A 23,483-nucleotide genomic window follows, 5' to 3' on the forward strand; every position below is an offset into this window, starting at 1 on the left:
GATATCCCCGCCGTCTCAGAGGCCGATGAGCGGCTCGATCGGGCCCTTCAGCAGGCCGATCTGGAAGAATTTCTCAAGGGCGAAATAGAAGAAGGCCGCCGTCACGAAAGCGGTCGCGAGACTCTGGAACCAGCCGTAGCCGCCCTGGAAGCGCATCGCGAAGACGAGATAGAGGATCGTCGCGACATACATGCCGAGCGTTACGCTCAGCACGACGAAGGCGACGAGCGGCAGCAGGAAGGACAGCACCCGCTTGCCGCGCTCAGCATCGAGGAAGGCCTCGGCGAGCACGGCCCTGCCAACGACGCGCTGGCTGAGCGTGACCGCGATCGTGCCGAGGCTCGCCAGTGCGATCAGCGCCCCCGCATAGAAGGGAAAGGCGCCGGGCTGCGGGCCGGAGCTGTCCCAGCCGATGCCGAATTCGAGCGAGCCCTTCACGATGACGAGCCCGAAGACGAGCGTCAGGATCGCGGTCCCGATCTCGGCCCAGAAGCGGGTGATCATGCGGTGGGTTCTCCCTTTCAGGGCTTGCACGTCATGGCCGGGCTTGACCCGGCCATCTCGGAAACCAGCCATCTCGTCATGAGATTCCCGGGACGGCGCGCCGCGCCGCCCGGGAATGACGATCCCACCTTACTTCGCGACCCAGCCTTCGTTCTCGAAGACCTTCTTGTTGGCCGCCTCGTCCTTGGCGACGAAATCGGCGAGCTCCTTGCCCTTCATGAACTTGCCGGTCTGGGCGGTGCGCGTCACGAATTCCTGCCATTCGGGGGTCTTGGAGACCTTCTCCAGCAGGCCGGCATAATAGGTCACGGCATCGGCCGGGACGTCGGCCGGCAGCCAGACGGTGCGCGGCATCTGGAAGGTCTCCAGCGGCAGGCCCGCCTCCTTGCAGGTCGGGATATCGCCCCAGCCCTTGCCGTCATGGACGGGTTCGCCCTTGGCGAGGCGCACCGGCGAGAAGACGCAGAGCGGCTTGACCTGCCCGGCCTTCCACTGGCCGATATTCTCGTTGGGGTTGTTGGTGTTGGAATCGATATGGCCGCCGGCGAGCTGCACGGCCGCGGCGCTGCCACCCTGGAACGGGATATAGATCCACTTCACGCCGGTGGCGTCCTGGATCATCGAGGTCAGGGTCTGGTCGGTGTCCTTCGACTGGCTGCCGCCCATCTTGAAGCCCATCGGCTTGGCCTTGACCGCCTCGATATAGGCCTTGGCGTCGGCATAGGGGGCATCGCCCTTGACCCAGAGCAGGAACTCGTCGAGCGCCAGCGCCGCGACAGGGGTCAGGTCCGTGAACTTGTAGCCGAGCTTGGCGACATAGGGCAGCAGATAGGCATTGTTGGTGCCGAAGATGACGCGGTTCGGATCGCCCTTGGCGCTCTTGCCGTAGACATAGCCTTCGGCGCCGGAGCCGCCGCCCTTGTTCACCACCACGATGGGCTGCTCGGTGAACTTGTGCTTGGTGATGATCGACTGGATGATCCGGGCGAAATTGTCGGTGCCGCCGCCGGCGCCCGAGGTCACGACGAACTCGATCGGCTTGGTCGGCTCCCAGGCCTGGGCGGCACCGATGCCGCCGAAGGCAACCGCGCCGGCAAGCGCAGCCGAAATAGCAATGGTCTTCATGGTTTCTCTCCCTGTGAGCTGGAATTGACGGGCCGCTCTTGGCGGCGGCCTTGACGTGGACAGGCGGGATCAGGCAGCCGCGCGGGTCTTTTCCTTGCCATCCTGGGCCATCTTGATGGCGAGCGAGAGCGCGGCGCGCGTCGCGCCGAGATTGGCGACGCCCTTGCCGGCGATCTCATAGGCCGTGCCATGGGCCGGCGTGCAGATCGGGAAGGGGAAGCCGCCGATCAGGGTGACGCCGCGGTCGAAGCCGATCAGCTTCATCGCGATCTGGCCCTGGTCGTGGTACATCGTCAGAACGGCGTCGAAATCGCCGTTCTTCGCACGCAGGAACACCGTATCCGACGGGAACGGCCCCTCGACGGTGAAGCCCTTGGCCTTGGCCGCCTTCACCGCCGGCTCGATCGTCTCGATCTCGTCGCGGCCGAAATTGCCACCGTCACCGGCATGAGGATTGATACCGGCCACCGCGATACGCGGTGGGTTGAAGCCGGCCGCGCGCAGATTGGCATCGGCCAGCGTCAGGGCGCGCAGGATGCGCTCCTGCGTGATGTTCTGAGCCACTTCCGAGAGCGGGATATGCGAGGTGACGCGGGCGTTCCAGAGCTTGTCGAGGATATTGAACTCGCTCGCGGCGCCCTCGAAGCCGATCGCGTCGCGCACGAAGCGGATTTCGTCGTCATAGCCGGGATAGGCGAAGCGCATCGCGGCCTTGTTGAAGGGCGTGAAGAACACCGCATCGGCCTGGCCGGAGGCGGCGAATTGCAGCGCGCGGCGGAAATTCTCGGTCGCAGCCTTGCCGCCGGCGAGCGTCGCGGTGCCGCGCTTGAGATCGGCGGGGTCGTGATTGCCGAGATCGATAAAGGCGGGCTTGTCGCCAAGCGGCACGGCGTCACCGTCCTTGACGACCTGGACCTGCGGATCGACGCCGCCGTCCTTGATGCCGAGATCGAGCAGCCGCTTGTCGCCGAAGACCACATAGCGCGCGGCAGCACGCAGATCGGCCTCCGACAGGATGCGAGCCGTCAGTTCGGGGCTGATGCCGGAAGGGTCGCCCATCGCAACGGCGATCACCGGCAAGGCGTCATTCGTCCGCTCACTCATGGCCGCCACTCCGCTGCCTGTCCGTTCGTCTGGCCCGTTGGCTAACACAGGCAGCCCTGCCACTCAAGTATGCTGTATGCAGCATATCCAGATTGCTGTACCAAGCGGGAAGACACAGGTGCGGATTGCGGCCGCGCCGAAGGAGGGCCGATGAATTTTCATGCGCACTACGCCGGGATCGCGGAGCCGGTCGAAACCTGCCTGGTCGGTAGCGGCAGCTTCGGGCGCAGCTATCTCGCGCAGTCGCGCCGGACGCGGCTGGTCAATGCGCGCATCGCGGTCGACGTCACCGCCGAAGCGGCCGCGCGCGCCTTCGCCGCGGCCGGTTTCGAGCCGGACGAGATCGCGCTGTGCGCAACCGGCGCCGAGGCCAGGACCGCATGGAACGCCGGCAAGTGCATCGCCGCGGCGAGCCTCGACGTCGTCATGGAATTGCCCTTCTCGCTTCTCGTCGAAGCCACTGGAAGCCCCGAGGCAGCCACACGGCACAGCCTCACCGCGATCGATGCCGGCCGCCATGTCGCGCTGGTCTCGAAGGAGGCCGACAGCGTCGTGGGTCCCGGGCTGGCACGGCTCGCCCGCGACAAGGGCGTCGTGGTGACGCCGGTCGATGGCGACCAGCCGAGCCTGCTGATCGCGCTGGCGAGCTGGGCCGAGGTCATCGGCCTCGAGATCATCGCAGGCGGCAAGTCGAGCGAATACGATTTCGTGCTCGATGCCGCGACCGGCGACGTCACCTGCAATGGCGTGACACGTTCGCTGCCGGCGCTGCGCGAGCACTGGCTGCCGGGCTCGCGGTCGATCGTGACCAATGCAGCCGAGCGCGCGCGCATCCTCGGCGAGGCTTTCCCGCTGCGGGCCGTGCCCGATCTCTGTGAGATGACGTTGGTCGCCAATGCGCTGGATTTCTCGGCCGATGCCGCCGGCTTCCACGCGCCGCCGGCCCGCGTCCCCGAGCTCGCCGATCTCTTCGCGGAGCGCAGCGAAGGCGGCCTGATGGGCGGCACGCGCCGGATCGACGTGTTCCATCATCTGCGGCTCAAGGAAGAAGCGAGCTTTGCCGGCGGCGTCTTCATCGTCGTGCGCTGCGACAATGACGAGACCTGGGAAATGCTGGCCGGCAAGGGCCATGTCGTCAGCCGCAGCGGCAGGACGGCCGCGCTCTACCTGCCGCGCCACCTGCTCGGCGTCGAGGTCGCCACCTCCATTCTCGACGCCGCCGGCCTCGGCCGCTCGGGCTATGGCGACGATTACCGCCCGCGGCAGGATCTCGTCGCCGTGGCGCAGCGCGATCTCGCGGCCGGGACGGTGCTCGCGATGGGCGGGCATCATCACAGCATCGACAATGTCGGCGCCGAAGTGAGGCCCGCGATGGCGCTGGCAGCCGAGCGCGCCGCCCCGTTCTACCTGGTCGCCGACCGGACGCTCGTTCGCCCGGTCAAGGCCGGCGCGGCAATCCGCCTCGGCGATGTCGCGATCCCCGAGGATTCCGGGTTGCTGGCGATGCGCCGGCGGCAGGACGCGCTGTTTGCCGCCGGGAACGACGTGCCGGTTTGACAGCGCGGAAGCCGCATGCCGTAACGGAGAGGCCGGAAACACGGGAGCAACGATGAGCGAGACGGCGGCCGACTATATCCCGATCACGCGGCGGACCCTCCATGACGAGGTGCTGGAGCGCGTGCGCGACATGATCATCGAAGGGCGCCTCGCCCCCGGCCAGCGCATCAACGAAGGCCAGGTCGGCGCCCAGCTCGGGGTCTCGCGGACGCCATTGCGCGAGGCGATCAAGACTCTCGCCAGCGAGGGGCTCGTCGAGATCCTGCCGGCCAAGGGCGCGATCGTCCGGAAATTCTCGGCACGGGACCTCGCCGACATCCTCGAAGTCATCAAGAGCCTGGAGCAGCTCGGCGGTCGGATCGCCTGTGCGCAGGCCAGCGACGCCACCGTCGAAGCGATCCACACGCTGCACCGGGACATGCTGGCACTCTACGCGACGCGCGACCGGCTGGACTATTTCAAGCTCAATCAGGCGATCCACAGCGCTATCGTCGCGGCCTCCGGCAATGCCGTGCTGGCCGAGATGCACACCACGCTGCAATCGCGGATCAAGCGGCTGCGCTTCGTCGGCAACGAAGGCCCCGAAAAATGGGCCGGAGCGGTCGCCGAGCATGAGGACATGATGGCGGCGCTGCTCAGGCGCGACGGCGACGCCCTGGCCGAGGCGATCGGCCGCCATATGGACACGACGCTGGTGCGGGTGCGCGAAGTCCTCTGAGGGCCTGCCCGAACATCGGGCCTGTCTGGAACCCATAGACTTTCGAATAAGCTTCCGACGGCAGCACAAGCTCTCTCGCGCCGGCCGGAATCCGTTCTGACACAATCGTTTACCCTCACCTTGGAGCCGGCCTTCAAGCCCTCCGAGACGGCTATCCGCGCTCTCCTTCTTTGAATAAGCTGTAGACAAGGCGGCCCGGGGACTTCCGCCCCAGGAGCTTCCGATACAACGGGGCCGTTTGCCGCCCTCGCGAGGGCGGAAAGGCGTTCAAGGAGACACCCATGAAGACGATTCTGTTGGCGACGCTGTCGGCCGCCGCGCTGATGGCCGCGCAACCGCTGATGGCCAAGACGCTGGTCTATTGCTCCGAGGGCAGTCCCGAGAATTTCGCGCCGAGCGTCAACACCACCGGCACGTCCTTCGATGCGAACACCCAGATCTACGACACGATCGTCCAGTTCGAGCGTGGCGGCACCAAGGTCCAGCCGGCCCTTGCCGAGAAATGGGATATCTCGCCGGATGGCCTGACCTACACCTTCCACCTGCGCAAGAACGTCAAGTGGCAGTCCAACAAGAGCTTCAAGCCGACGCGCGACTTCAATGCCGACGACATCATCTTCATGATCGAGCGGCAGTGGAAGGAGAACCATCCGTTCTTCAAGGTGACGAGCTCGAACCACTCCTATTTCAACGACATGGGCATGCCCAAGCTGCTGAAATCCGTCGAGAAGGTCGATGACTACACCGTCAAGTTCACGCTGAACCAGCCGGAAGCGCCGTTCCTTGCCGACCTCGCCATGCAATATGCCAGCGTGCAGTCGAAGGAATATGCCGATGCGATGCTGAAGGCGGGCACGCCCGAGAAGCTCGACCAGGACCCGATCGGCACCGGCCCGTTCTATCTCGTGCAATACCAGAAAGACGCGATCATCCGCTACAAGGCCAATCCCGACTATTGGGCCGGCAAGGCCAAGATCGACGACCTGATCTTCGCGATCACGCCGGACGCCTCGGTGCGCTGGGCCAAGCTCCAGAAGGGCGAATGCCATGTCATGCCCTATCCGAACCCGGCTGATCTCGACGCGATCAGGAAGGACGCCAATGTCGAGATTCTCGAGCAGCCCGGCCTGAACATCGGCTATCTCGCCTACAACACCACCAAGAAGCCGTTCGACGACGTCAAGGTGCGCCACGCCGTCAACAAGGCGATCAACAAGCAGGCGATCATCGACGCGGTCTATCTCTCCAGCGGCGTCGCGGCGATCAACCCGATCCCGCCGACCATGTGGTCGTATAACGAGACGATCAAGGACGACCCCTATGATCCGGAGGCGGCCAAGAAGGAGCTGGCCGAGGCCGGCTATCCGAACGGGCTGGAGATCGACCTCTGGGCCATGCCGGTGCAGCGCCCCTACAATCCCAACGCCAAGCGCATCGCCGAACTGATGCAGGCCGATCTCGCCAAGGTCGGCGTCAAGGCCGAGATCAAGAGCTTCGAATGGGGCGAGTACCGCAAGCGCCTGCAGGCGGGCGAGCACCAGACCGGCATGTTCGGCTGGACCGGCGACAACGGCGACCCGGACAACTTCCTGCATACGCTGCTGGGCTGCGACGCGGCCAAGAACAACGGCGGCAACGTCGCGAAGTTCTGCTACAAGCCCTTCGACGACCTGGTCGTGAAGGCGAAGACGGTCACCGACCAGGCCGAGCGCGAGAAGCTCTACCGGCAGGCGCAGGTGATCTTCAAGGAACAGTCGCCCTGGTTCACCATTGCCCACGCCGTGCAGTTGAAGCCCGTCCGCAAGGAAGTGAAGGACTTCAAGCTCTCGCCGTTCGGCCGCCACACCTTCTACGGCGTCGACATCGGCAAGTGACCTTCCGCATCAACCGCGCCACATCGTGGCGCGGTTGATGCTTGCCAGTTGATGCTTGCCAAGTGACGCGGCCCCGCCGGACCGCGTTCCGGGAGGTGGAGACGATGGGGCACGACGCCCCGCGCCCGATCCGCCTCTCCTGCCTGTCCCGAGAGAGATGCCCATGCCCGTTCGTGCCCGTTCTCTTGCCCTGACGCTGGGGCTGAGCGCCCTTCTGCTGCCCGCCGTCGCCAGCGCCCAGGCGCTCGTCGTCTGCTCCGAGGCCAGCCCCGATTACCTGAACCCGCAATTCAGCGGACAGAACACCGCCTATGACGTGGCGGCACAGATCTATGAGCGGCTGACCGCGACGGAGCGCGGGGGATCGCAGATCATCCCGAGCCTCGCCGAGTCCTGGACGATTTCCGATGACGGGCTGACCTACACGTTCAAGCTGCGCAAGGGCGTGAAATGGCACGCCAACAAGAGCTTCACGCCGACGCGGGACTTCAACGCCGACGACGTGATCTTCTCGTTCGGCCGCATGTTCGACGAGAAGAATCCTTTCCACAAAGTCGGCAGCGGCAATTTCGGCTTCTTCGCCGAGATCGTGAAGCCGAGCCTGAAATCGATCGAGAAGGTCGACGACTACACGGTCAAGCTGACCCTGACCAAGCCGAACTCGCCGCTGCTCTCGGCGCTCTCGGTCGAGCCGATGTCGATCCTGTCGGCCGAGTATGCGGCCGCGATGCTGAAGGCCGGCACGCCCGAGCAGATCGATTTCGTGCCGATCGGCACCGGGCCGTTCTCGCTTACCTCCTACCAGAAGGATGCCGTCATCCGCTTCAAGGCGGTGCCGGATCACTGGACCAAGGCGGTCGGCAACCGCGATCGTATGGCGCTGGTCAACGACCTGATCTTCGTGATCACGCCGGATGCCTCGGTGCGCTTCGCCAAGGTACGCTCGGGCGAGTGCCAGATCGCGCGCTATCCCAATCCAGGCGACCTGCCGGCGATGAAGGCGGAAGCCTCGATCAACCTCCTGCAGGGCAGCATCGCCGACCAGAGCTTCCTCGCCTTCAACCAGCAGAAGAAGCCCTTCGGCGACAAGCGTGTGCGCGAGGCCCTGGCCTATGCGACCAACATCCCGGCGATCATCGACGCGGTCTATCAGGGCACCGGCAAGATCGCCGCGGCGGCCGTGCCGCCCTCGCTCTGGTCGCATGATGCGGATCTGAAGCCGCGCCCCTACGATCCCGAGAAGGCCAAGGCGCTGCTGAAGGAGGCTGGTCTCGCCGACGGCTTCGAGACGACGCTCTGGGCCATTCCGGTCGTACGCGCCTATATGCCGAACGGCCGGCGTGCGGCCGAGCTGATCCAGGCCGATTGGGCCAAGATCGGCGTCAAGGCGACGATCCAGACCTACGAATGGGGCGAGTATCTCAAGCGCGGCCGCGCCGGCGACCATGAGGTCGGCATGTTCGGCTATACTTGGGACTATCCCGATCCGAGCCAGATCCTGCTTTCGGGCTGGACGTGCGAAGGCGTGAAGAGCGGCGCCAACCGCTCGCGCTGGTGCAACCAGGAGGCCTCGGACGCGCTGGCCAAGGCCAGCACCATCACCGACCAGGGCGAGCGCACAAAGCTCTACAAGCGCTTCCAGGAGCTGTTCCACGAGGATGTCGCGGGCCTGCTCTTCGCCAATGCGCAGGCGTTCACGCCGGTGCGCAAGGAAGTGAAGGACTACAAGATCCACTTCTTCGGCGGACAGCCCTTCTACGGCGTCTCCATCGCCAAGTAATCCTGCGCCCCTCTCGCCGCGGCAGCCCACGCTGCCGCGGTCGACTGCCTGCGCGCTCATGCGAGCGGCGCAGGGCCTCCCCCGGAGCTCATCGCCATGCGCATCTACATTTCCGCCGACATCGAAGGCATCGCCGGCGTCGTCACCCGCGATCAGACCCTCGTGGAGGGCTTCGAATACCAGGCCGCCCGGATCTGGATGACCGACAGCGTCACCGCCGCGGCGCGGGCCGCCTATGCCAGCGGCGCCAGCGAGGTCGTCATCGCCGACAGCCATGGCAGAGGGCAGAACCTGCTGCTCGAGCGGCTGCCGCGCGAGGTTCAGCTCGTCCGGGCCCATCCGCGGCCGCTGTCGATGATGCAGGGCATCGAGGCCGGCAGCTATGACGGCGCGCTCTTCATCGGCTACCACACGGGAGCGACCAATCCCGAGGGCGTGTTGGCCCATACCTTCCGCAGCGCCTGCCTGCGCGAGGTCAGGGTCAATGGCGTCGCCGTTCCGGAGGCCGGCATCAATGCCGCCATCGCCGGGCATTTCGACGGGCCGGTCCTGCTCGTCAGCGGCGACGACGCCACCATCGCCGAGACCAAGGGGTTCCTGCCCGATATCGAGGGCGTGACGGTGAAATGGGCGCATAGCCGCCAGTCCGCCCGCACGCTGATGCCGGAAGCCTCTTACGAGCTGATCGCGGAGGGTGTGAAGCGCGTCATCGCGCGGCGGGCCGCGATCAAGCCCTATCGCATCGCCGGGCCGGTTACGCTCGATATCAACTTCCTGTTCCGACAGCCGGTCGAGTATCTCGCCATGCTGAAGGCCGTGGAGCGACTCGACGCCTTCACGATCCGCTATGTCGCGGACGACATCCTTGATCTCCAGCGCTTTTTGGTGTTTGCGCTGGGCTACAGCTCGACATTGCAATAAATCCAAACGACCTGCCGGCGTGCGACGATCGCTTCCGCGCCGGCCAAGAACATCGGCAGAACCATGCTGCGCTTCATCTTCACCCGGCTGAGCCTGGTCATCCCGACCTTCATCGGCATCACGCTGCTGGCCTTCTTCCTCGTCCGCCTCGTCCCCGGCGACCCGATCGAGACCATGGCCGGCGAACGCGGCATCGACGCCGCCCGCCACGCCCAACTCCTGACCGAATACGGCCTCGACCGGCCGCTGCTCGTCCAGTACGGCAAATATATCGAGCGCGTCGTCCAGGGCGATCTCGGCAAGTCGATCGTCACCCGCGAGAACGTGCTGACCGAATTCGGCCAGCTCTTCCCGGCGACGATCGAGCTCGCGATCTGCGCCATCCTGATCGCGCTGATCGTCGGGCTACCGGCCGGCATCATCGCGGCGGTGAAGCGAAACTCGATCTTCGACCACGGCGTGATGGGGATATCGCTGACCGGCTATTCGATGCCGATCTTCTGGTGGGGCCTGCTGCTGATCCTGCTGTTCTCGGTGCAGCTCGGCATCACGCCGGTCTCGGGCCGCATCGCGGTGCAGTATTTCATCGAGCCGGTGACCGGCTTCCTGACCATCGACAGCCTGCTCGCCGGGGATATCGACGCCTTCTGGTCGGCCCTGTCGCATCTCGTCCTGCCGGCGATCGTGCTCGGCACCGTGCCGCTGGCCGTCATCGCGCGCATGACCCGCTCGGCGATGCTGGAGGTGCTGGGCGAGGACTATATTCGCACCGCCCGCGCCAAGGGCATGGCGCCGATCCGGGTCGTGGCCATGCACGCGCTGCGCAACGCCCTGATTCCGATCGTTACCGTCATCGGCCTGCAGGTCGGCGCGCTCTTCACCGGCGCGATCCTGACCGAGACGATCTTCTCCTGGCCCGGCGTCGGCAAATGGCTGATCGAGGCGATCAGCCGGCGCGACTACCCGGTCCTGCAGGGCGGTACGCTGATGCTCGGCGTCGTGGTGATGAGCGTCAACCTCTTCGTCGACCTGCTCTACGGCCTGATCAACCCGCGCATCAGGCACGCCCGATGAACCCTCATTTCTCCCTTCGCTCCCGTCGGAGCCTCGCCGCATGAGCACCCAAACCCTCAACGCCCCGACTGCTGCGCCCAGCGCTGCGCCGCCGCATCCCGTCCGCGAGTTCTGGACCTATTTCAGTGCCAATCGCGGCGCCGTCGCCGGCCTCGTCGTCATCGTGCTGGTGCTGCTCTGCGCGCTGTTCGCGCCCCTGATCGCGCCGCATGAGCCGAACCTGACCAACAACGCGGTCTTCCTGAAGCCGCCGTTCTGGCAGGAGGGCGGCTCGCTCTCCTATCCGCTCGGCACCGATGCGATCGGCCGCGACATCCTCTCGCGCCTGCTCTTCGGCGCGCGGCTTTCGCTGGTGATCGGCATCGCGGTCGTGGCGCTCGCCATCGTCGTCGGCATCGTGCTCGGGCTGATCGCCGGCTATTTCAAGGGCATCGCCGATATCGCGATCATGCGGCTGATGGATATCCTGATGACGATGCCGAGCCTGCTGCTCGCCATCGTCATCGTCGCGATTCTCGGCCCCGGCCTGATGAACGCGATGCTGGCCGTCGCCATCGTCGTGCTGCCGCATTATGTCCGCATCACCCGTGCCGCCGTCATCGCCGAGGCGAGCAAGGACTATGTCGTCGCGGCCCAGGTCTCGGGCGCGCAGACGGTCCGCCTGATGTTCTCCGAGATCCTGCCGAACTGCGCCGCGCCGCTGATCGTGCAAGCGACGCTCGGCGTCTCCACCGCGATCCTCGATGCCGCGGCGCTCGGCTTCCTCGGGTTGGGCGCCCAGCCGCCGACACCGGAATGGGGCACGATGCTCGCGGATGCGCGCGAATTCGTGCTGCGCGCCTGGTGGGTCGTCACCTTCCCGGGCCTCGCCATCCTCATCACCGTGCTCGCCTTCAACCTGCTCGGTGACGGCCTGCGCGATGCGCTCGACCCCAAGCTAAAGCGCTGATCCCATGCCCCTGCTCGAAATCGAAAACCTCAGCGTCGAATTCCCGACCTCCCAGGGAACGCTGCGCGCCGTCGACCGCATCGACCTCACCCTCGAAGAGGGCGAGGTGCTCGGCGTCGTCGGCGAATCCGGCTCCGGCAAGAGCGTGACCATGCTCGCGCTGATGGGCCTGGTCGGCTATCCCGGCCGCGTCCGCGCCGACAAGCTGCGCTTCGATGGCCGCGACCTCCTGACCATGTCCGCCCGCGAGCGCCGCCAGCTCACCGGCAAGGACGTGGCGATGATCTTCCAGGAGCCAAGCACCAGCCTGAACCCCTGCTTCACCATCGGCTTCCAGCTTGCCGAGACGCTCAGGAAGCACGAGGGCATGGATAACAAGGCGGCCAAGCGCCGCTCGATCGAATTGCTCGAGCAGGTCGGCATCCCCGCGCCGGAAAGCCGCCTCAAGGCCTTCCCGCACCAGATGTCCGGCGGCATGAACCAGCGCGTGATGATCGCGATGGCGATCGCCTGCAATCCGCGCCTGCTGATCGCCGACGAGCCGACGACCGCGCTCGACGTCACCATCCAGGCGCAGATCCTCGACCTGCTGATGTCGCTGCAGCGCGAACGCAACATGGCGCTCGTGCTCATCACCCACAATATGGGCGTCGTCGCCGAGACGGCGCAGCGCATCATGGTGATGTATGCCGGGCAGATCATGGAGGAGCGCAAGGTCGACGCGCTCTTCGCCAACCCGCAGCATCCCTATTCCGCCGCCCTGCTCGCCGCCCTGCCGGAGCGCAGCGAGCATGCGACCCGGCTTGCCACCATCCCCGGCATGGTGCCGGGCCTGAACGACCGGCCGAAGGGCTGCCTGTTCTCGCCGCGCTGCGCCTACGCGACCGATCATTCGCGCAATATCCAGCCGGAGCTGCGGGATTGGGCGGACGGACGCGTGCGTTGCCACTATCCGCTCGGCGATCCCCAGCGCGACGCTGCGCGTGCCCGCGACGAAGCCGGCCAGGCGACGGAGGCCGCGCGATGACCAACCCCGTGATCGAAGCGCGCGAGCTGACGCAGATTTATCCGGTCAAGCAGGGGCTCTTCCGCGCCCCGGCACAGTTGCAGGCGGTCAACAAGGTCTCCTTCGCGGTCGAGGCCGGGCGCACGCTCGCCGTCGTCGGCGAATCCGGCTGCGGAAAGTCGACGCTGGCGCGCATGGCGACGCTGATCGAGGCACCGACCTCCGGCGCACTGACGCTGGACGGGGTCGATGCCGTCTCGCCGCCGGCCAGCGAGCGCCGGCGCCTGCGCCGCACCGTGCAGTTCGTCTTCCAGAATCCCTATGGCTCGCTCAATCCGCGCAAGAGGGTCGGGACGATCCTGGAGGAACCGCTCAAGATCAACACCGACCTCTCGCCGGCCGAGCGCACCGAAAAGGCGCGCGCGATGATGGCCAAGGTCGGCCTTCGTCCCGAGCATTATGCCCGCTATCCGCACATGTTCTCGGGCGGCCAGCGCCAGCGCATCGCGATCGCCCGCGCGCTGATCCTGTCGCCGAAAGTCGTGGTGGCGGACGAGCCGGTCTCGGCACTGGACATCTCGATCCAGGCGCAGGTGCTGAACCTGCTCGCCGATCTGCAGGACGAGCTGAAGCTCGCCTATCTCTTCATCTCGCACGATCTCAGCGTCGTCCGCCACATCGCCCATGACGTGATGGTGATGTATCTCGGCAATGCCATCGAGCACGGGCCGAAGGAGCGCATCTACGCCCGCCCCTTGCATCCCTATACGCAGGCGCTGCTCGCCTCGACGCCGCGCGTCGATGCCGGCAAGCGCGAGCGCATCATCCTGCGCGGCGAATTGCCCTCCCCGCTCAACCCGCCGAAGGGCTGCGTATTCTCGACCCGCTGCCCCCACGTCACCGAACGCTGCCGGACCGAACGGCCGGAGAAGCGCGAAGTCGATGGCCGGCAGGTCGCCTGTCACTATGCCGAGGATTTTCTCGCCAAGGCGGCGTGAACGAGGGCGGAGGTTTCGAGCGGCCCGCCCAACGTCGGATCGCTAGCCGCCGATCTCACGCCGGACGGCAATGGCGATATCCGGCCGGTCGGTCGTGAAGGCGCTCACGCCGTCCGAAAAGGCCTTGCGGATCGCCGGCTCGTCATGCGCGCCGTAATAGCCCAGCGTCACCGCCTCGCCGCGGCAGGCCTCGCCATCGCCATCCTGTGCCTGGGCGATGCGGATGGCGATCTCTCGCACACCGGCCGCGCGCGCCTCGCGGGATAGCTTGCTCAGGTCCCGCGTGGGTGGTGCCAGCAGCTTGTCGGCGACGAGCCAGATCGTCGGCGTGGCTGGCACGAGGCGCAGGAGTTCTGCAAGCGTCGGCAGATCGAAAGAGGTGAAGGTCGCCCTGTCGAGCAGGCGCCTTTCCCGCAGTCGCGCCACGACCTGCGCCTCGATCCCGGGATAGCGCTCGCCGCCCTGTCGCGTCTTCAATTCGATGCGCAGCCTGATGCCGCTCGGTTCGAGGATATCGAGGATCTCATCGAAGCTCGGGATGGTTTCGCCGCCCGCTCCGATCAGTTCCACGGCCCGAAGCGCGGCCCAGTCCATCTCGCCGACCGCCCCGGAGCCTGACGCGGTCCGGCCGAGCAGGGGATCGTGATGGACGAGCAGAACGCCATCACGGCTGCGGTGGATATCGAACTCGATGAAATCCACCGGGAGAACCGCGGAATTGCGGAAAGCGAGGCGGCTGTTCTCGGGCCAGATTTTGGCCCCGCCGCGATGTGAGGCGATGTCCGTCATATCCCTGTCACTGTCCGGAGAGATGTCTGCTTATGCAACATAAATTGCCGATGAGCGAGTCTGCAATTTAACTTGCATATCGCTGCAAGGCTCCGTTACGCTGCCTTCATGGGAGACACGATGAACCTGACGGAGATCATCGCGGCGCGCCGGGACGAGCTGACCGAGTCGGACCGGCGACTGGTCGAGGTTCTCCTGGCCAATCGCACCGCAGGCAGCTTCCTGCCGTCGCACAAGGTCGCTGAACAGGCCGGCGTGCACGCCTCGACAGCCGGCCGCCTCGCCCGCAAGCTCGGCTTCGCCTCCTATCGCGAGATGCGCGGAGCGCTGCAGGACACTGTCGTGGCCGATCTCGACGCTTCGGTACGCGTGCAGCGCCGGCTCGACCGGGTTCGCGGCGATTCCCTGCTCGGCTCGGTCGTCGAAGGCGAAATCCGGGCCCTCGGTAACCTGGTCAACCAGATCACGGACGCGGAAATCGTCGCCGCCGCCGCGATGATCCGGCAGGCCGGGCGCATCCTCGTCGTGGGCGAGGGTCATGCCAGCAGTCTCGCCGACATGTTCGTGCGGCGTCTCGTCAGGTCCGGATACCGCGCCGCGGTCGTCGCCCATGCCGACTGGCAGGCGGCCGACCAGTTGCTCGGCCTCGCCGCCGGCGACGTCGTCGTCGCCATGATCTTCCGCCACGAAAGTCCGGGGGCGGCACGATTGGTGTCCTGCGCCCGCGAGATCGGCGCCGCCACGCTGCTGATCACCGACCGGCGCACCGGCGTCCCCGTCTGCGACAGGCAACTCGTCGCCGCCCGCGGCGAACAGGGCGAGTTTCATTCGCTGACCGTGCCGATGGCGATCTGCAACACGCTGATCCTGGAATTGTCACGCACCGACCAGGGCCGCTCGCTGAAGACGCTCGCGAAGGTCGAAACGCTGCAACGCCTGTTTCGCGGCAAGCCCGGATAGGGCTGTCGCATCGACGAACGACGGAACACGCAAACGATTCCTGTCCGATGGGAGGATACAATGACCAGATCGACCACACGCAAAGCGCCGCTCGGAGTCGTGCTCGGCACCGGCCTGGCCCTTGCCGCTTGCTCCGGCGCCATCGCGCAGGAGCGACCCGCCCTGACGGTGGCGGTGAACGAGCTCGCACGCTCGCTCGACCCCGGCGAGCACACCGGCAATGTCGATATCCGGATTTACTATTCGATCTTCGACACGCTGATCCGGCGCGACTTCGCCAAGCCGAAGGCCGATGGCGGCGCCAACCTCGTGCCCGGCCTCGCCGAAAGCTGGTCCTGGACGACGCCGACCACCTTCGATCTCAAGCTGCGTCGCGGCGTCGTCTGCCACGATGGCAGCCCGTTCGACGCCAATGACGTGCTCACGACCTTCTCGCCGGATCGCCTCTGGGGGCCGAAAGCCTATTACCCGGAAGGCCGCGTCTATTTCGGCAATTTCACCCAAGTCGAGAAGCTCGACGACTTCACCGTCCGGATCACGGTGGCGCAGCACGATCCGATCATGGAGCACCGCCTGTCGAGCTACATGTCCTTCGCGATCTGCGACGAGCCCTGGAACGCCTTCCGCAAGGAGGGCGTCGACTCCAAGGTCTGGATGGACCAGGCCGCCAAGGCGCTGCGCTGGAAGCCGGTCGGCACCGGCCCCTACAGCTTCGTCGACTACCAGAAGAACGACAAGGTGACGCTCGCCGCCTTCGACCGCTATTTCGGCGGCAAGCCCGCCGCCAAGACCATCACCTTCCGCTCGGTCCCGGAAGTTGCGGCGCGCGTCGCCGGCCTCGTCGCCGGCGATTTCGACATCGCCGTCGAACTGCCGCCGGATCAGTGGGACGGACTCAAGGGCTACAAGGACGTCTCGGTGAAGACCGAGCCGCTGGAGAACAGCCACGTCCTCCAGTTCAACACCAACGACCCCGTGCTCTCCGACAAGAAGCTGCGCCATGCGATGAGCCTGTCGATCGATCGGAAGGCGCTGATCGACGCACTCTGGAAGGGCCAGACCTATACGCCGAACGGCCACCAGCTCCCGAGCTTCGGGCCGATGTATGTGAAGGAGAACAAGGGCTACGCCTATGATCCTGCGCTCGCCAAGAAGCTGCTCGCGGAAAGCTCCTACAAAGGCCAGGAGATTTCCTACCGCCTGATCCCGAACTACTACCTCTACAATGTCGAGGCGGCGCAGGTGATCCAGGAGATGTGGCGCAACGTGGGCATCAATGCCCGCATCGATTTCGTCGACAGCTTCAAGGAGGTGCGCAAGCCGGGTGCCCAGGTCTTCGCCTGGTCGAACACCTATCGCGTGCCCGACCCGTCCGGCGCGATCCTCACCCTCTGGGGCCCCGACAGCGAGAACCAGAAGACCTGGAAGCTCTACGGTGCGAGCCCGGCCTTCAATGACGCCGCCAGGGAGCTGACCGCCGAGACCGACGAGGCCAAGCGCCGGGCGACCTTCGCCAGGCTGCTCACGGCCTTCGAGGACGATATGCCGATGACGATGCTCTACAACCCCGTCACCGGCTATGGCGTGAAGAAGGGCATCAACTGGACGCCCTACAGCCAGTACTACATGGACTTCCGCCCTTCGAACTTCTCGCTGGGCGCGAAGTGACGGAGCACGACCGCAGGGCAGGAACTGACCGGGGCAGCGCTGCGCTGCTCTCCGTCGAGGGCCTGACCGTCGGCTTCCGCACCGCCGCGGGCTATGCCGACATCCTGCACGCGGTCTCCTTCGCCGTGCGGCGGGGCACGACGACCTGCGTCGTCGGCGAGAGCGGCAGCGGCAAGAGCGTCTCCTGCCAAACGGTGCTCGGCCTCCTGCCCGCGAACGGGCGCCGGACCGCGGGACGCATCCTGTTCGAAGGGCGCGACCTCGCCGCCGCCAGCGAGGCCGAGCTGGAAACCATCCGCGGCCGCGGCATCGGCATGGTGTTCCAGGACCCGCTCGGTTCGCTCAACCCGCTCCATACGGTTGGCACGCAATTGCGCGAGACCTTGCGCCTGCACACCGCGCTCTCCGAGCCGCAGCGGCAGGCGCGGGCGCTGGAATTGCTGCGTCTCGTCGGCATTCCCGAGCCGGAGCAGCGCCTCGCGTCCTATGTCCACCAGTTCTCCGGCGGCATGGCGCAGCGCGTGATGATCGCGATGGCGCTGGCCTGCGGGCCGAAGCTGCTGATCGCGGACGAGCCGACGACCGCGCTCGACGTCACCATTCAGGCGCAGATCCTCGACCTGCTCAACCGGCTCAAGGCCGAGTTCGGCATGGCGATCCTGTTCGTCACCCATGATCTCGGCGTCGTCGCCGAAATGGCCGATGATGTCGTGGTGATGCGCCATGGCCGCGTGGTCGAGGCCGGCCCGGCCGCACGCGTGCTGAACGCTCCCGAAGCGCCCTACACGCGCGAACTCCTCACCGCGATGCCGCGTCTCGATGTCGCCGCGCCGATCTATCGCGAACGGGCCGCGTCATGAGCGCCGCGACCGAGCCCCTGCTGCGCGTCTCAGGCCTGCGGCGGCATTTCGGCGGCGGGCGCTCCTTCCTGCGGACGCAGCGGACGATCCGCGCCGTCGAGGACGTGTCGCTGACCTTGCGGATCGGCGAGACGCTCGGGCTCGTCGGCGAATCCGGCTGCGGGAAATCGACGACCGGGCGGATGATCGTCGGGCTCGAACGGCCGAGCGGCGGCGAGATCCTGTTCAAGGGGCGCGACCTCAGCAGCCTGACGCCACGCGACTGGCAGTGGCAGCGCCGCGACATCCAGATGATCTTCCAGAACCCGCAATCGGCGCTCGATCCGCGGCTCAGCATCGGCCGGCAGATCCGCGAGCCGCTCGACCTGCACGAGATCGGCGAGCGCAGCGGGCGCGATGCGGAAGTGCTGCGCCTGATGCAGGCGGTGGCGCTGGCGCCGGAGATGGCCGACCGCTTCCCGCATCAGATCAGCGGCGGGCAGGCGCAGCGGGTCGTGATCGCGCGGGCGCTGGCGATGAAGCCGAGCCTGATCGTCTGCGACGAGCCGGTCTCGGCGCTCGACGTCTCCGTTCAGGCGACGGTGACCGAGCTGCTGCAGGAACTGCAGGAGCGCTTCGACATCGCCTATCTCTTCATCTCGCACGACCTGCGCGTGGTGAAGAAGCTCTCGCACCGCATCGCCGTGATGTATCTCGGCCAGATCGTCGAGGAAGGCCCGACCGACCTAGTCTACCACCGGCCGATGCACCCCTACACGATGGCGTTGCTCGCCGCGATTCCGGACCTTTCGACCGCGCACTCGGCCCGTTCGGCCCGGCTCGCGGGCGATCCGCCCTCGCCTGCCAACCCGCCCTCGGGCTGCCATTTCCACACGCGCTGTCCTCATGCCCGCCCGAGCTGCTCGGCCGAGATGCCGGCTCTGCGCCCGCTCAGCGAGGGCCGCAGCGTCCGCTGCCATTTTGCTGGTGAACTGGGAGTTGCGTCATGACCCGGCCGCTCGTCATTGCCCATCGCGGCCATTCCGCCCGCTATCCCGAGAACACGCTGGAGGCCTATCGTGCAGCGATCGCTGCGGGCGCCGATCTCGTCGAGACCGATGCGCGGCTCAGCGCCGACGGCGTCGTCATCGCCTCGCATGATCCCGATCTCGCCCGCATCGCCGGCAGCGATGCTGCGATCGCGGAAACTTCGCATGAAAACCTCAAGGCGATCGCCCGCTCCGGCGGCGTCCAGCTCGCGACGCTCGCCGAGGCGCTCGCCGCGATCTGCCCGCATCGCCAGGCGCTGATCGACATCAAGACGAAAGACCTCGCGATCATCGATGCGGTGCTCGCGGTGATCCGGGAACTTGGCGTGCTCGATCGGGTCTGGGTCGGCGCGCGCGAGGTGCTTCAGGTCGCGCATGCCACCCTCAAAGTGCCGGGCATCCGGGTGCTCGCCTTCCTGCCCGACAAGTCCAATCCGGATCACTACGCCGCTGCAGGCGCGAGCGCTTTCCGCATCTGGGAAGGCTCTCTCGGCGGCCCGGTCGCGGCGCGATTGCTGGGACACCAGCCGGTCTGGGTCACCGCCGGCGGCAACGGCACCGGCCGCATCGTCGGCGATGTCGACCGCGACGGCCTCTTGCGCATCCTCGCGCACGCGCCGCAGGCCGTGCTGCTCAACGATCCCGACCTGCTGATCGGCCTGCAAAGCCGCAAGGCCTCGTGATGTCGAGCCGAATCTTGCTGACCAAGCTCGCGCGCGGCCTCCTGACCGTCTGGCTGATCGTGACGCTGACCTTCGTCGCGCTCAATCTCTCGGGCGATCCGATCGAGGCGCTGGTCGGCGATCAGGCCCCCGCCGAAGTGATCGCGCATTACCGCGAGAAATTCGGCCTCGACCGGCCGCTCTGGCAGCAATACGTTTCCTATGTCGCAGGGATCGCGCAGGGCGATTTCGGGCTCTCGCTCTCGGACCAGCAGCCTGCCATCGAGCTCATTGCCGCGGCGCTGCCGCGCACGCTCCGGCTCGGGCTCACAGCTTTTGTGCTCGGCCTCCTGCTCGGCGTCGGGCTCGGCATCGTCGCGGCGCTCAACCGCAACCGGCCGATCGACCGCTTCGTCATGAGCTTCGCCGTGCTCGGCTTCAGCCTGCCCAACTTCTTCTTGGGCATCCTGCTGATCCTGCTGTTCTCGCTGCACTGGCGCCTGCTGCCGAGTTCGGGCGACCAGACGATCTGGCACCTGATCCTGCCGGCCGTGACGCTAGGCACGCATTTCGCCGGCACCTTCGCCCGTTTCACGCGCTCGGCGATGCTCGAGGTTCTCAGCAAGCAATATGTCGTCGCCGCCCGGGCCAAGGGCGTGCCGCGGCCGCGCCGGGTGCTCTGGCACGCCCTGCCCAACGCCGCGATCCCGATCATCACGATCATCGGCCTCAAGCTCGGCGATCTCGTCGCCGGCTCGATCATCGTCGAGACGGTGTTCGCGGTGCCCGGCGTCGGCCGGCTGCTGGTCAATGCCGTGACCTCGCGCGATTTCGCGCTGGTGCAGGCGATCCTGATCATGACCTCGATCACGATGGTGCTCGCCAATCTCGCCGTCGACGCGATCTATGCGCTGATCGATCCGCGCATGCGCGCCGCCCGGTCGGAGAGCTGAGATGGCGCTGACGACCCTGTTCCGCCGGAAGGACGATGCGCCGGTCCGTGCCGAGGCACGCTATCCGACACTCGTCATCATCGCGCTTGCCCTGCTCGGGCTGATCCTCGTGATCTTCCTCTTCGCCGACTGGTTGGCGCCTTACGATTACCGCACCCAATCGCTGCTGAAGCGCCTGAAGCCGCCGAGCTTCCTCGGCGGGCTGCCCGAACACCTGCTTGGTACCGACGAACTCGGGCGCGACGTCCTGAGCCGCCTGATCTACGCGATCCGCTTCAGCGTGCTCGTCGCGCTCGGCGGCACGCTGATCGGCGCCTTCATCGGCACCACGCTCGGCTTCATCGCCGCCCATTTCCGCGGGCTGGTCGAGGAAGCGATCATGATGCTGGCGGACGTGCAGGCATCGCTGCCCTTCATGATGATCGCGCTGGCGCTGATCGCGCTGTTCGGCGGCGGCTTCTTCCTGTTCGTCGCGATCATGGGCTTCTATGGTTGGGAGGTGTTCGCGCGCCTGACGCGCGGCGTCGTCATCGCCGCCAATACGCAGGGCTATGCGACGGCCGTGACCGCGCTCGGCGCACCGGCCCGCCATGTCTATCTCCGGCATGTCCTGCCGAATATCCTGAGCGTACTGATCGTCCAGTTCACGCTGAACTTCCCGCAGGTGATCCTGCTGGAGACCTCGCTCTCCTTCCTCGGCCTCGGCATCCGCCCGCCTCTGACCAGCCTCGGCCAGATGCTCGGCGCCGGACGCGCCTATCTCACCAGCGCGTGGTGGATCGCGGTGCTGCCCGGCATGGCGATCTTCCTGACGACGATGTCGATCTCGATCGTCGGCGACTGGATCCGGGACCGGCTCGACCCGACCTTGCAATCGCGCTGACCGGTCTTCATCAGGACAGATCGGCCCGGCCGAGGACACGCCTGGCCGCTGTCCGCAGCGCACGCTGGTCGGCATAGCCGACCGCCCTGGCAATCTGGTGGGGCGGCGCGCCATCGCTCGCCATCGTCATGGCCCGGAGCACGCGCAGGCGCGAGCGCCAGACGCCGAAGCTCAGGCCGGTCTCCGCCCGGAAGCCGCGCGTCAATGTCCGCCGGCTCGCTCCCGCGCGCTGCGCCCAGCCATCGATGTCGAGGCCAGAACCGGGGTCCTTCAGCAAGGCATCGCAGATGCGCCGCAGACGCACATCCCGCGGCAAGGGCAGCGTCAGCGCCGTCTCTGGCGCCCGCGCGATCTCGTCGAGAATCAGCGCGGCGAGATGCCCGCCGCGCCCGGCCTCGTCATAGAGCAGCGGCTCGACCGCAAGCGCCTCCAGCGCCGAAGCGAGCAGGCTGGAGACCTCCAGCACGCGGCATCCCGTCGGCAGGACACCGACCGCGTCTGGCGCGATATAGGCCGAGCACATCGAGACCGCGCCATGCATCCTGACCTCATGCGAGAGACCAGGCGGAATCCAGAGCGCATGCCGGGCCGGCAGAACCCAGGTGCCGTCCTCGGCCCGGACCAGCGTCAGGCCAGCGGTGGCATAGAGCAGTTGCGCGCGCGGATGGCTGTGCCAGCCCGTGCTGGCGCCGGCTGAATAGCTCTTCGGCATGACGGCAACGGCGCGCGGCACCGTCTGATAGGCCTCGCTCTCATTGCGCATCACATCTCCTGTTTGGCCCGATCCTGCCGAATAACGGCCCGACAGGCTTAACGGGTCAAGCTAAATTGACGCGTTATTATCGAGAGACCGCCATGCCCCCCGAAACGCTGTCGAAGCGCACCCTTCTCTTCGTCAACGCGGCCCACGCGCTCGATCATTTCGTGCTGCTGATCTACCCGACGGCGGTGATCGCCATCGCGGCGCAGACCAATCTCAGCTATGCCGAGCTGATCGGCCTCGCCACCGGCGCCTTCGTCGCCTTCGGCCTGTGCTCGCTGCCGATGGGCTGGCTCTCGGATCGGTTCGGCCGGCGCAACATGCTCGCCGTGTTCTTCATCGGCTACGGCTTGTCCTGCCTCGGCGTCGCGAGTGCCGACCGCCCCGCCGCCTTCGCCGGCTGGCTGCTCGTGCTGGGCGTGGCCTCGGCGATCTATCACCCGGTCGGTTCGACGATGCTGGTCAGCCATGCCCGCCAGCTCGGCCGGGATCTCGGCGTCAACGCCGTCTGGGGCAATCTCGGCGCGGCTTCGGCCGCCGGCGTCACCGCGCTCATCGCCGCGAATTTCGGCTGGCGCTTCGCCTTCGTCCTGCCGGGGCTGGTCTGCCTCGTCCTCGGCGCGGCGTTCATCGCGCTCGTGCCTGGCGACGGAAACCCATCTGCCAACCGCTCGGGCAAGGCCGAGCTGATCCCGGTCAATCGGCCGAAGGCTCTGCTCGCCATCTTCGCTGTCGCGGTCATAGCCGGCGGCATGACCTTCAACATCACCACGATCGCGCTGCCGAAGGTCATCGACGAAAGGCTCGGCCTCGACCTGCCATTGGCGCTGATCGGCTCGCTGGCGACGCTGGTCTTCGTCTTCGGCGCCGCCACGCAATGGCTGATGGGGCGGCTGGTCGACCGCTACACGCTTCCGGCCCTGTTCGTCGGGCTCGCGCTGTTCCAGCCGCTCGGCCTCGCACTCGCGGCGACGACATCCGGCGTGCCGCTGCTGATCGGCCTCGTCATGACCATGGCCGCGATCTACGGGCAGGTCGTCGTCAACGACGCGATGGTCGCCCGCTACGTGCCGGCGCAGCACCGCGCCAAGGCGTTCAGCGTGCGCTATTTCCTCGGCTTCACGGTCAGCGGCTTCGTGGTGCCGATGCTGGCCGTCCTGCACGCGCAAGGCGGGTTCGGGCTGGTGCTGGCGGGCGCGACCGTCTTCGGCCTGATCGTCTGGTGCGCCGCGCTGGCGTTCTTCTTCCTGGCGCAGGCCGCGCCGACGGCGAACACCGTCCCAGCCGAACAATAGGCTTATGGCGGCGCA

Annotated in this window: 22 protein-coding genes; 17 read left to right on the plus strand and 5 right to left on the minus strand. The window is 66.6% G+C overall.

Annotated elements, in window-relative coordinates:
• Positions 1–15: 15 nt before the first annotated feature.
• The 3 genes from AC1RLU_RS23650 to AC1RLU_RS23660 all read right to left on the minus strand — a co-directional run bounded on the left by AC1RLU_RS23650 (position 16) and on the right by AC1RLU_RS23660 (position 2,733).
• On the minus strand, positions 16–504 hold the full coding sequence (locus AC1RLU_RS23650) for a tripartite tricarboxylate transporter TctB family protein (RefSeq protein WP_492798551.1): 489 nt from the start codon (positions 502–504) through the stop codon (positions 16–18).
• Between the two features lie 129 nt (positions 505–633).
• Positions 634–1,629: a Bug family tripartite tricarboxylate transporter substrate binding protein gene (locus tag AC1RLU_RS23655; RefSeq protein WP_492798552.1), complete on the minus strand. Its 996-nt coding sequence runs from the start codon at positions 1,627–1,629 to the stop codon at positions 634–636.
• Positions 1,630–1,698: 69 nt separating this feature from the next.
• Positions 1,699–2,733 (minus strand): 4-hydroxythreonine-4-phosphate dehydrogenase PdxA, encoded by a 1,035-nt coding sequence (locus AC1RLU_RS23660; protein ID WP_113586238.1) that lies wholly within the window; start codon positions 2,731–2,733, stop codon positions 1,699–1,701.
• Between the two features lie 150 nt (positions 2,734–2,883).
• Between AC1RLU_RS23660 and AC1RLU_RS23665 the strand changes: the two genes are divergently transcribed.
• From AC1RLU_RS23665 to AC1RLU_RS23705, 9 genes are all read left to right on the plus strand, one after another.
• On the plus strand, positions 2,884–4,290 hold the full coding sequence (locus tag AC1RLU_RS23665) for a flagellar biosynthesis protein FlgA (protein WP_492798553.1): 1,407 nt from the start codon (positions 2,884–2,886) through the stop codon (positions 4,288–4,290).
• A gap of 52 nt (positions 4,291–4,342) precedes the next feature.
• The gene (locus tag AC1RLU_RS23670) at positions 4,343–5,008 is read left to right on the plus strand and encodes a GntR family transcriptional regulator (RefSeq protein WP_061966556.1); all 666 of its coding nucleotides are present in this window, start codon (positions 4,343–4,345) and stop codon (positions 5,006–5,008) included.
• A 281-nt stretch (positions 5,009–5,289) separates the two neighbouring features.
• Positions 5,290–6,882 (plus strand): ABC transporter substrate-binding protein, encoded by a 1,593-nt coding sequence (locus AC1RLU_RS23675; protein ID WP_061966557.1) that lies wholly within the window; start codon positions 5,290–5,292, stop codon positions 6,880–6,882.
• A gap of 163 nt (positions 6,883–7,045) precedes the next feature.
• A complete protein-coding gene (locus AC1RLU_RS23680; protein ID WP_492798554.1) occupies positions 7,046–8,662 on the plus strand; it encodes an ABC transporter substrate-binding protein in 1,617 nt (538 codons plus the stop codon).
• A gap of 96 nt (positions 8,663–8,758) precedes the next feature.
• Entirely contained in the window at positions 8,759–9,583 is an 825-nt protein-coding gene (locus AC1RLU_RS23685; RefSeq protein WP_492798555.1) for a M55 family metallopeptidase, read from the plus strand.
• Between the two features lie 63 nt (positions 9,584–9,646).
• On the plus strand, positions 9,647–10,657 hold the full coding sequence (locus tag AC1RLU_RS23690; protein WP_492798556.1) for an ABC transporter permease subunit: 1,011 nt from the start codon (positions 9,647–9,649) through the stop codon (positions 10,655–10,657).
• 40 nt (positions 10,658–10,697) lie between these two features.
• Entirely contained in the window at positions 10,698–11,606 is a 909-nt protein-coding gene (locus AC1RLU_RS23695) for an ABC transporter permease subunit (protein WP_061966561.1), read from the plus strand.
• Between the two features lie 4 nt (positions 11,607–11,610).
• Positions 11,611–12,633, plus strand: a complete 1,023-nt coding sequence (locus tag AC1RLU_RS23700; protein WP_091862639.1) for an ABC transporter ATP-binding protein — start codon at positions 11,611–11,613, stop codon at positions 12,631–12,633.
• Complete coding sequence (locus AC1RLU_RS23705; protein ID WP_492798557.1) at positions 12,630–13,610, plus strand: peptide ABC transporter ATP-binding protein; 981 nt, start codon at positions 12,630–12,632, stop codon at positions 13,608–13,610. The genes AC1RLU_RS23700 and AC1RLU_RS23705 overlap by 4 nt, the downstream gene beginning before the upstream one ends.
• Positions 13,611–13,652: 42 nt before the next feature.
• Here AC1RLU_RS23705 and AC1RLU_RS23710 read toward each other — a convergent pair whose 3' ends face one another.
• Positions 13,653–14,399 carry a glycerophosphodiester phosphodiesterase family protein gene (locus AC1RLU_RS23710; RefSeq protein WP_492798558.1) on the minus strand — a complete coding sequence of 249 codons (747 nt, stop codon included), beginning with the start codon at positions 14,397–14,399 and terminating at the stop codon, positions 13,653–13,655.
• A gap of 120 nt (positions 14,400–14,519) precedes the next feature.
• Here AC1RLU_RS23710 and AC1RLU_RS23715 point away from each other — a divergent pair, with 120 nt between their 5' ends.
• From AC1RLU_RS23715 to AC1RLU_RS23745, 7 genes are read left to right on the plus strand one after another with little or no spacing between them, the layout of a single operon-like run.
• Positions 14,520–15,359: a MurR/RpiR family transcriptional regulator gene (locus tag AC1RLU_RS23715; protein ID WP_185745170.1), complete on the plus strand. Its 840-nt coding sequence runs from the start codon at positions 14,520–14,522 to the stop codon at positions 15,357–15,359.
• A 60-nt stretch (positions 15,360–15,419) separates the two neighbouring features.
• Positions 15,420–17,027 (plus strand): ABC transporter substrate-binding protein, encoded by a 1,608-nt coding sequence (locus AC1RLU_RS23720; protein WP_492798559.1) that lies wholly within the window; start codon positions 15,420–15,422, stop codon positions 17,025–17,027.
• A complete protein-coding gene (locus AC1RLU_RS23725) occupies positions 17,024–17,887 on the plus strand; it encodes an ATP-binding cassette domain-containing protein (RefSeq protein ID WP_492798560.1) in 864 nt (287 codons plus the stop codon). Before AC1RLU_RS23720 ends, AC1RLU_RS23725 begins: the two co-directional genes overlap by 4 nt.
• Positions 17,884–18,876: an ABC transporter ATP-binding protein gene (locus AC1RLU_RS23730; protein ID WP_492798561.1), complete on the plus strand. Its 993-nt coding sequence runs from the start codon at positions 17,884–17,886 to the stop codon at positions 18,874–18,876. The genes AC1RLU_RS23725 and AC1RLU_RS23730 overlap by 4 nt, the downstream gene beginning before the upstream one ends.
• On the plus strand, positions 18,873–19,598 hold the full coding sequence (locus AC1RLU_RS23735) for a glycerophosphodiester phosphodiesterase (RefSeq protein ID WP_492798562.1): 726 nt from the start codon (positions 18,873–18,875) through the stop codon (positions 19,596–19,598). Before AC1RLU_RS23730 ends, AC1RLU_RS23735 begins: the two co-directional genes overlap by 4 nt.
• Positions 19,598–20,530 carry an ABC transporter permease gene (locus tag AC1RLU_RS23740; protein WP_492798563.1) on the plus strand — a complete coding sequence of 311 codons (933 nt, stop codon included), beginning with the start codon at positions 19,598–19,600 and terminating at the stop codon, positions 20,528–20,530. The genes AC1RLU_RS23735 and AC1RLU_RS23740 overlap by 1 nt, the downstream gene beginning before the upstream one ends.
• A gap of 1 nt (position 20,531) precedes the next feature.
• Positions 20,532–21,413 (plus strand): ABC transporter permease, encoded by an 882-nt coding sequence (locus AC1RLU_RS23745; RefSeq protein ID WP_091862666.1) that lies wholly within the window; start codon positions 20,532–20,534, stop codon positions 21,411–21,413.
• A gap of 10 nt (positions 21,414–21,423) precedes the next feature.
• On the opposite strand, the gene AC1RLU_RS23750 is transcribed toward AC1RLU_RS23745, so the two are convergent.
• On the minus strand, positions 21,424–22,176 hold the full coding sequence (locus AC1RLU_RS23750; protein ID WP_492798564.1) for an AraC family transcriptional regulator: 753 nt from the start codon (positions 22,174–22,176) through the stop codon (positions 21,424–21,426).
• 92 nt (positions 22,177–22,268) lie between these two features.
• On the opposite strand from AC1RLU_RS23750, the gene AC1RLU_RS23755 reads away from it, so the two are divergent.
• Complete coding sequence (locus tag AC1RLU_RS23755; RefSeq protein WP_492798565.1) at positions 22,269–23,468, plus strand: MFS transporter; 1,200 nt, start codon at positions 22,269–22,271, stop codon at positions 23,466–23,468.
• Positions 23,469–23,483: the final 15 nt, after the last annotated feature.

It is taken from the genome of Allobosea sp. GW822-FHT05A11 (genome assembly GCF_058800455.1).

Excerpts from the sequence above, each read along its gene's own strand:
- AC1RLU_RS23650 (WP_492798551.1), bottom strand. The coding sequence starts at position 504 with ATGATCACCCGCTTCTGGGCCGAGATCGGGACCGCGATCCTGACGCTC.
- AC1RLU_RS23655 (WP_492798552.1), bottom strand. The coding sequence starts at position 1,629 with ATGAAGACCATTGCTATTTCGGCTGCGCTTGCCGGCGCGGTTGCCTTC.
- AC1RLU_RS23660 (WP_113586238.1), bottom strand. The coding sequence starts at position 2,733 with ATGAGTGAGCGGACGAATGACGCCTTGCCGGTGATCGCCGTTGCGATG.
- AC1RLU_RS23665 (WP_492798553.1), top strand. The coding sequence starts at position 2,884 with ATGAATTTTCATGCGCACTACGCCGGGATCGCGGAGCCGGTCGAAACC.
- AC1RLU_RS23670 (WP_061966556.1), top strand. The coding sequence starts at position 4,343 with ATGAGCGAGACGGCGGCCGACTATATCCCGATCACGCGGCGGACCCTC.
- AC1RLU_RS23675 (WP_061966557.1), top strand. The coding sequence starts at position 5,290 with ATGAAGACGATTCTGTTGGCGACGCTGTCGGCCGCCGCGCTGATGGCC.
- AC1RLU_RS23680 (WP_492798554.1), top strand. The coding sequence starts at position 7,046 with ATGCCCGTTCGTGCCCGTTCTCTTGCCCTGACGCTGGGGCTGAGCGCC.
- AC1RLU_RS23685 (WP_492798555.1), top strand. The coding sequence starts at position 8,759 with ATGCGCATCTACATTTCCGCCGACATCGAAGGCATCGCCGGCGTCGTC.
- AC1RLU_RS23690 (WP_492798556.1), top strand. The coding sequence starts at position 9,647 with ATGCTGCGCTTCATCTTCACCCGGCTGAGCCTGGTCATCCCGACCTTC.
- AC1RLU_RS23695 (WP_061966561.1), top strand. The coding sequence starts at position 10,698 with ATGAGCACCCAAACCCTCAACGCCCCGACTGCTGCGCCCAGCGCTGCG.
- AC1RLU_RS23700 (WP_091862639.1), top strand. The coding sequence starts at position 11,611 with ATGCCCCTGCTCGAAATCGAAAACCTCAGCGTCGAATTCCCGACCTCC.
- AC1RLU_RS23705 (WP_492798557.1), top strand. The coding sequence starts at position 12,630 with ATGACCAACCCCGTGATCGAAGCGCGCGAGCTGACGCAGATTTATCCG.
- AC1RLU_RS23710 (WP_492798558.1), bottom strand. The coding sequence starts at position 14,399 with ATGACGGACATCGCCTCACATCGCGGCGGGGCCAAAATCTGGCCCGAG.
- AC1RLU_RS23715 (WP_185745170.1), top strand. The coding sequence starts at position 14,520 with ATGAACCTGACGGAGATCATCGCGGCGCGCCGGGACGAGCTGACCGAG.
- AC1RLU_RS23720 (WP_492798559.1), top strand. The coding sequence starts at position 15,420 with ATGACCAGATCGACCACACGCAAAGCGCCGCTCGGAGTCGTGCTCGGC.
- AC1RLU_RS23730 (WP_492798561.1), top strand. The coding sequence starts at position 17,884 with ATGAGCGCCGCGACCGAGCCCCTGCTGCGCGTCTCAGGCCTGCGGCGG.
- AC1RLU_RS23735 (WP_492798562.1), top strand. The coding sequence starts at position 18,873 with ATGACCCGGCCGCTCGTCATTGCCCATCGCGGCCATTCCGCCCGCTAT.
- AC1RLU_RS23740 (WP_492798563.1), top strand. The coding sequence starts at position 19,598 with ATGTCGAGCCGAATCTTGCTGACCAAGCTCGCGCGCGGCCTCCTGACC.
- AC1RLU_RS23745 (WP_091862666.1), top strand. The coding sequence starts at position 20,532 with ATGGCGCTGACGACCCTGTTCCGCCGGAAGGACGATGCGCCGGTCCGT.
- AC1RLU_RS23750 (WP_492798564.1), bottom strand. The coding sequence starts at position 22,176 with ATGCGCAATGAGAGCGAGGCCTATCAGACGGTGCCGCGCGCCGTTGCC.
- AC1RLU_RS23755 (WP_492798565.1), top strand. The coding sequence starts at position 22,269 with ATGCCCCCCGAAACGCTGTCGAAGCGCACCCTTCTCTTCGTCAACGCG.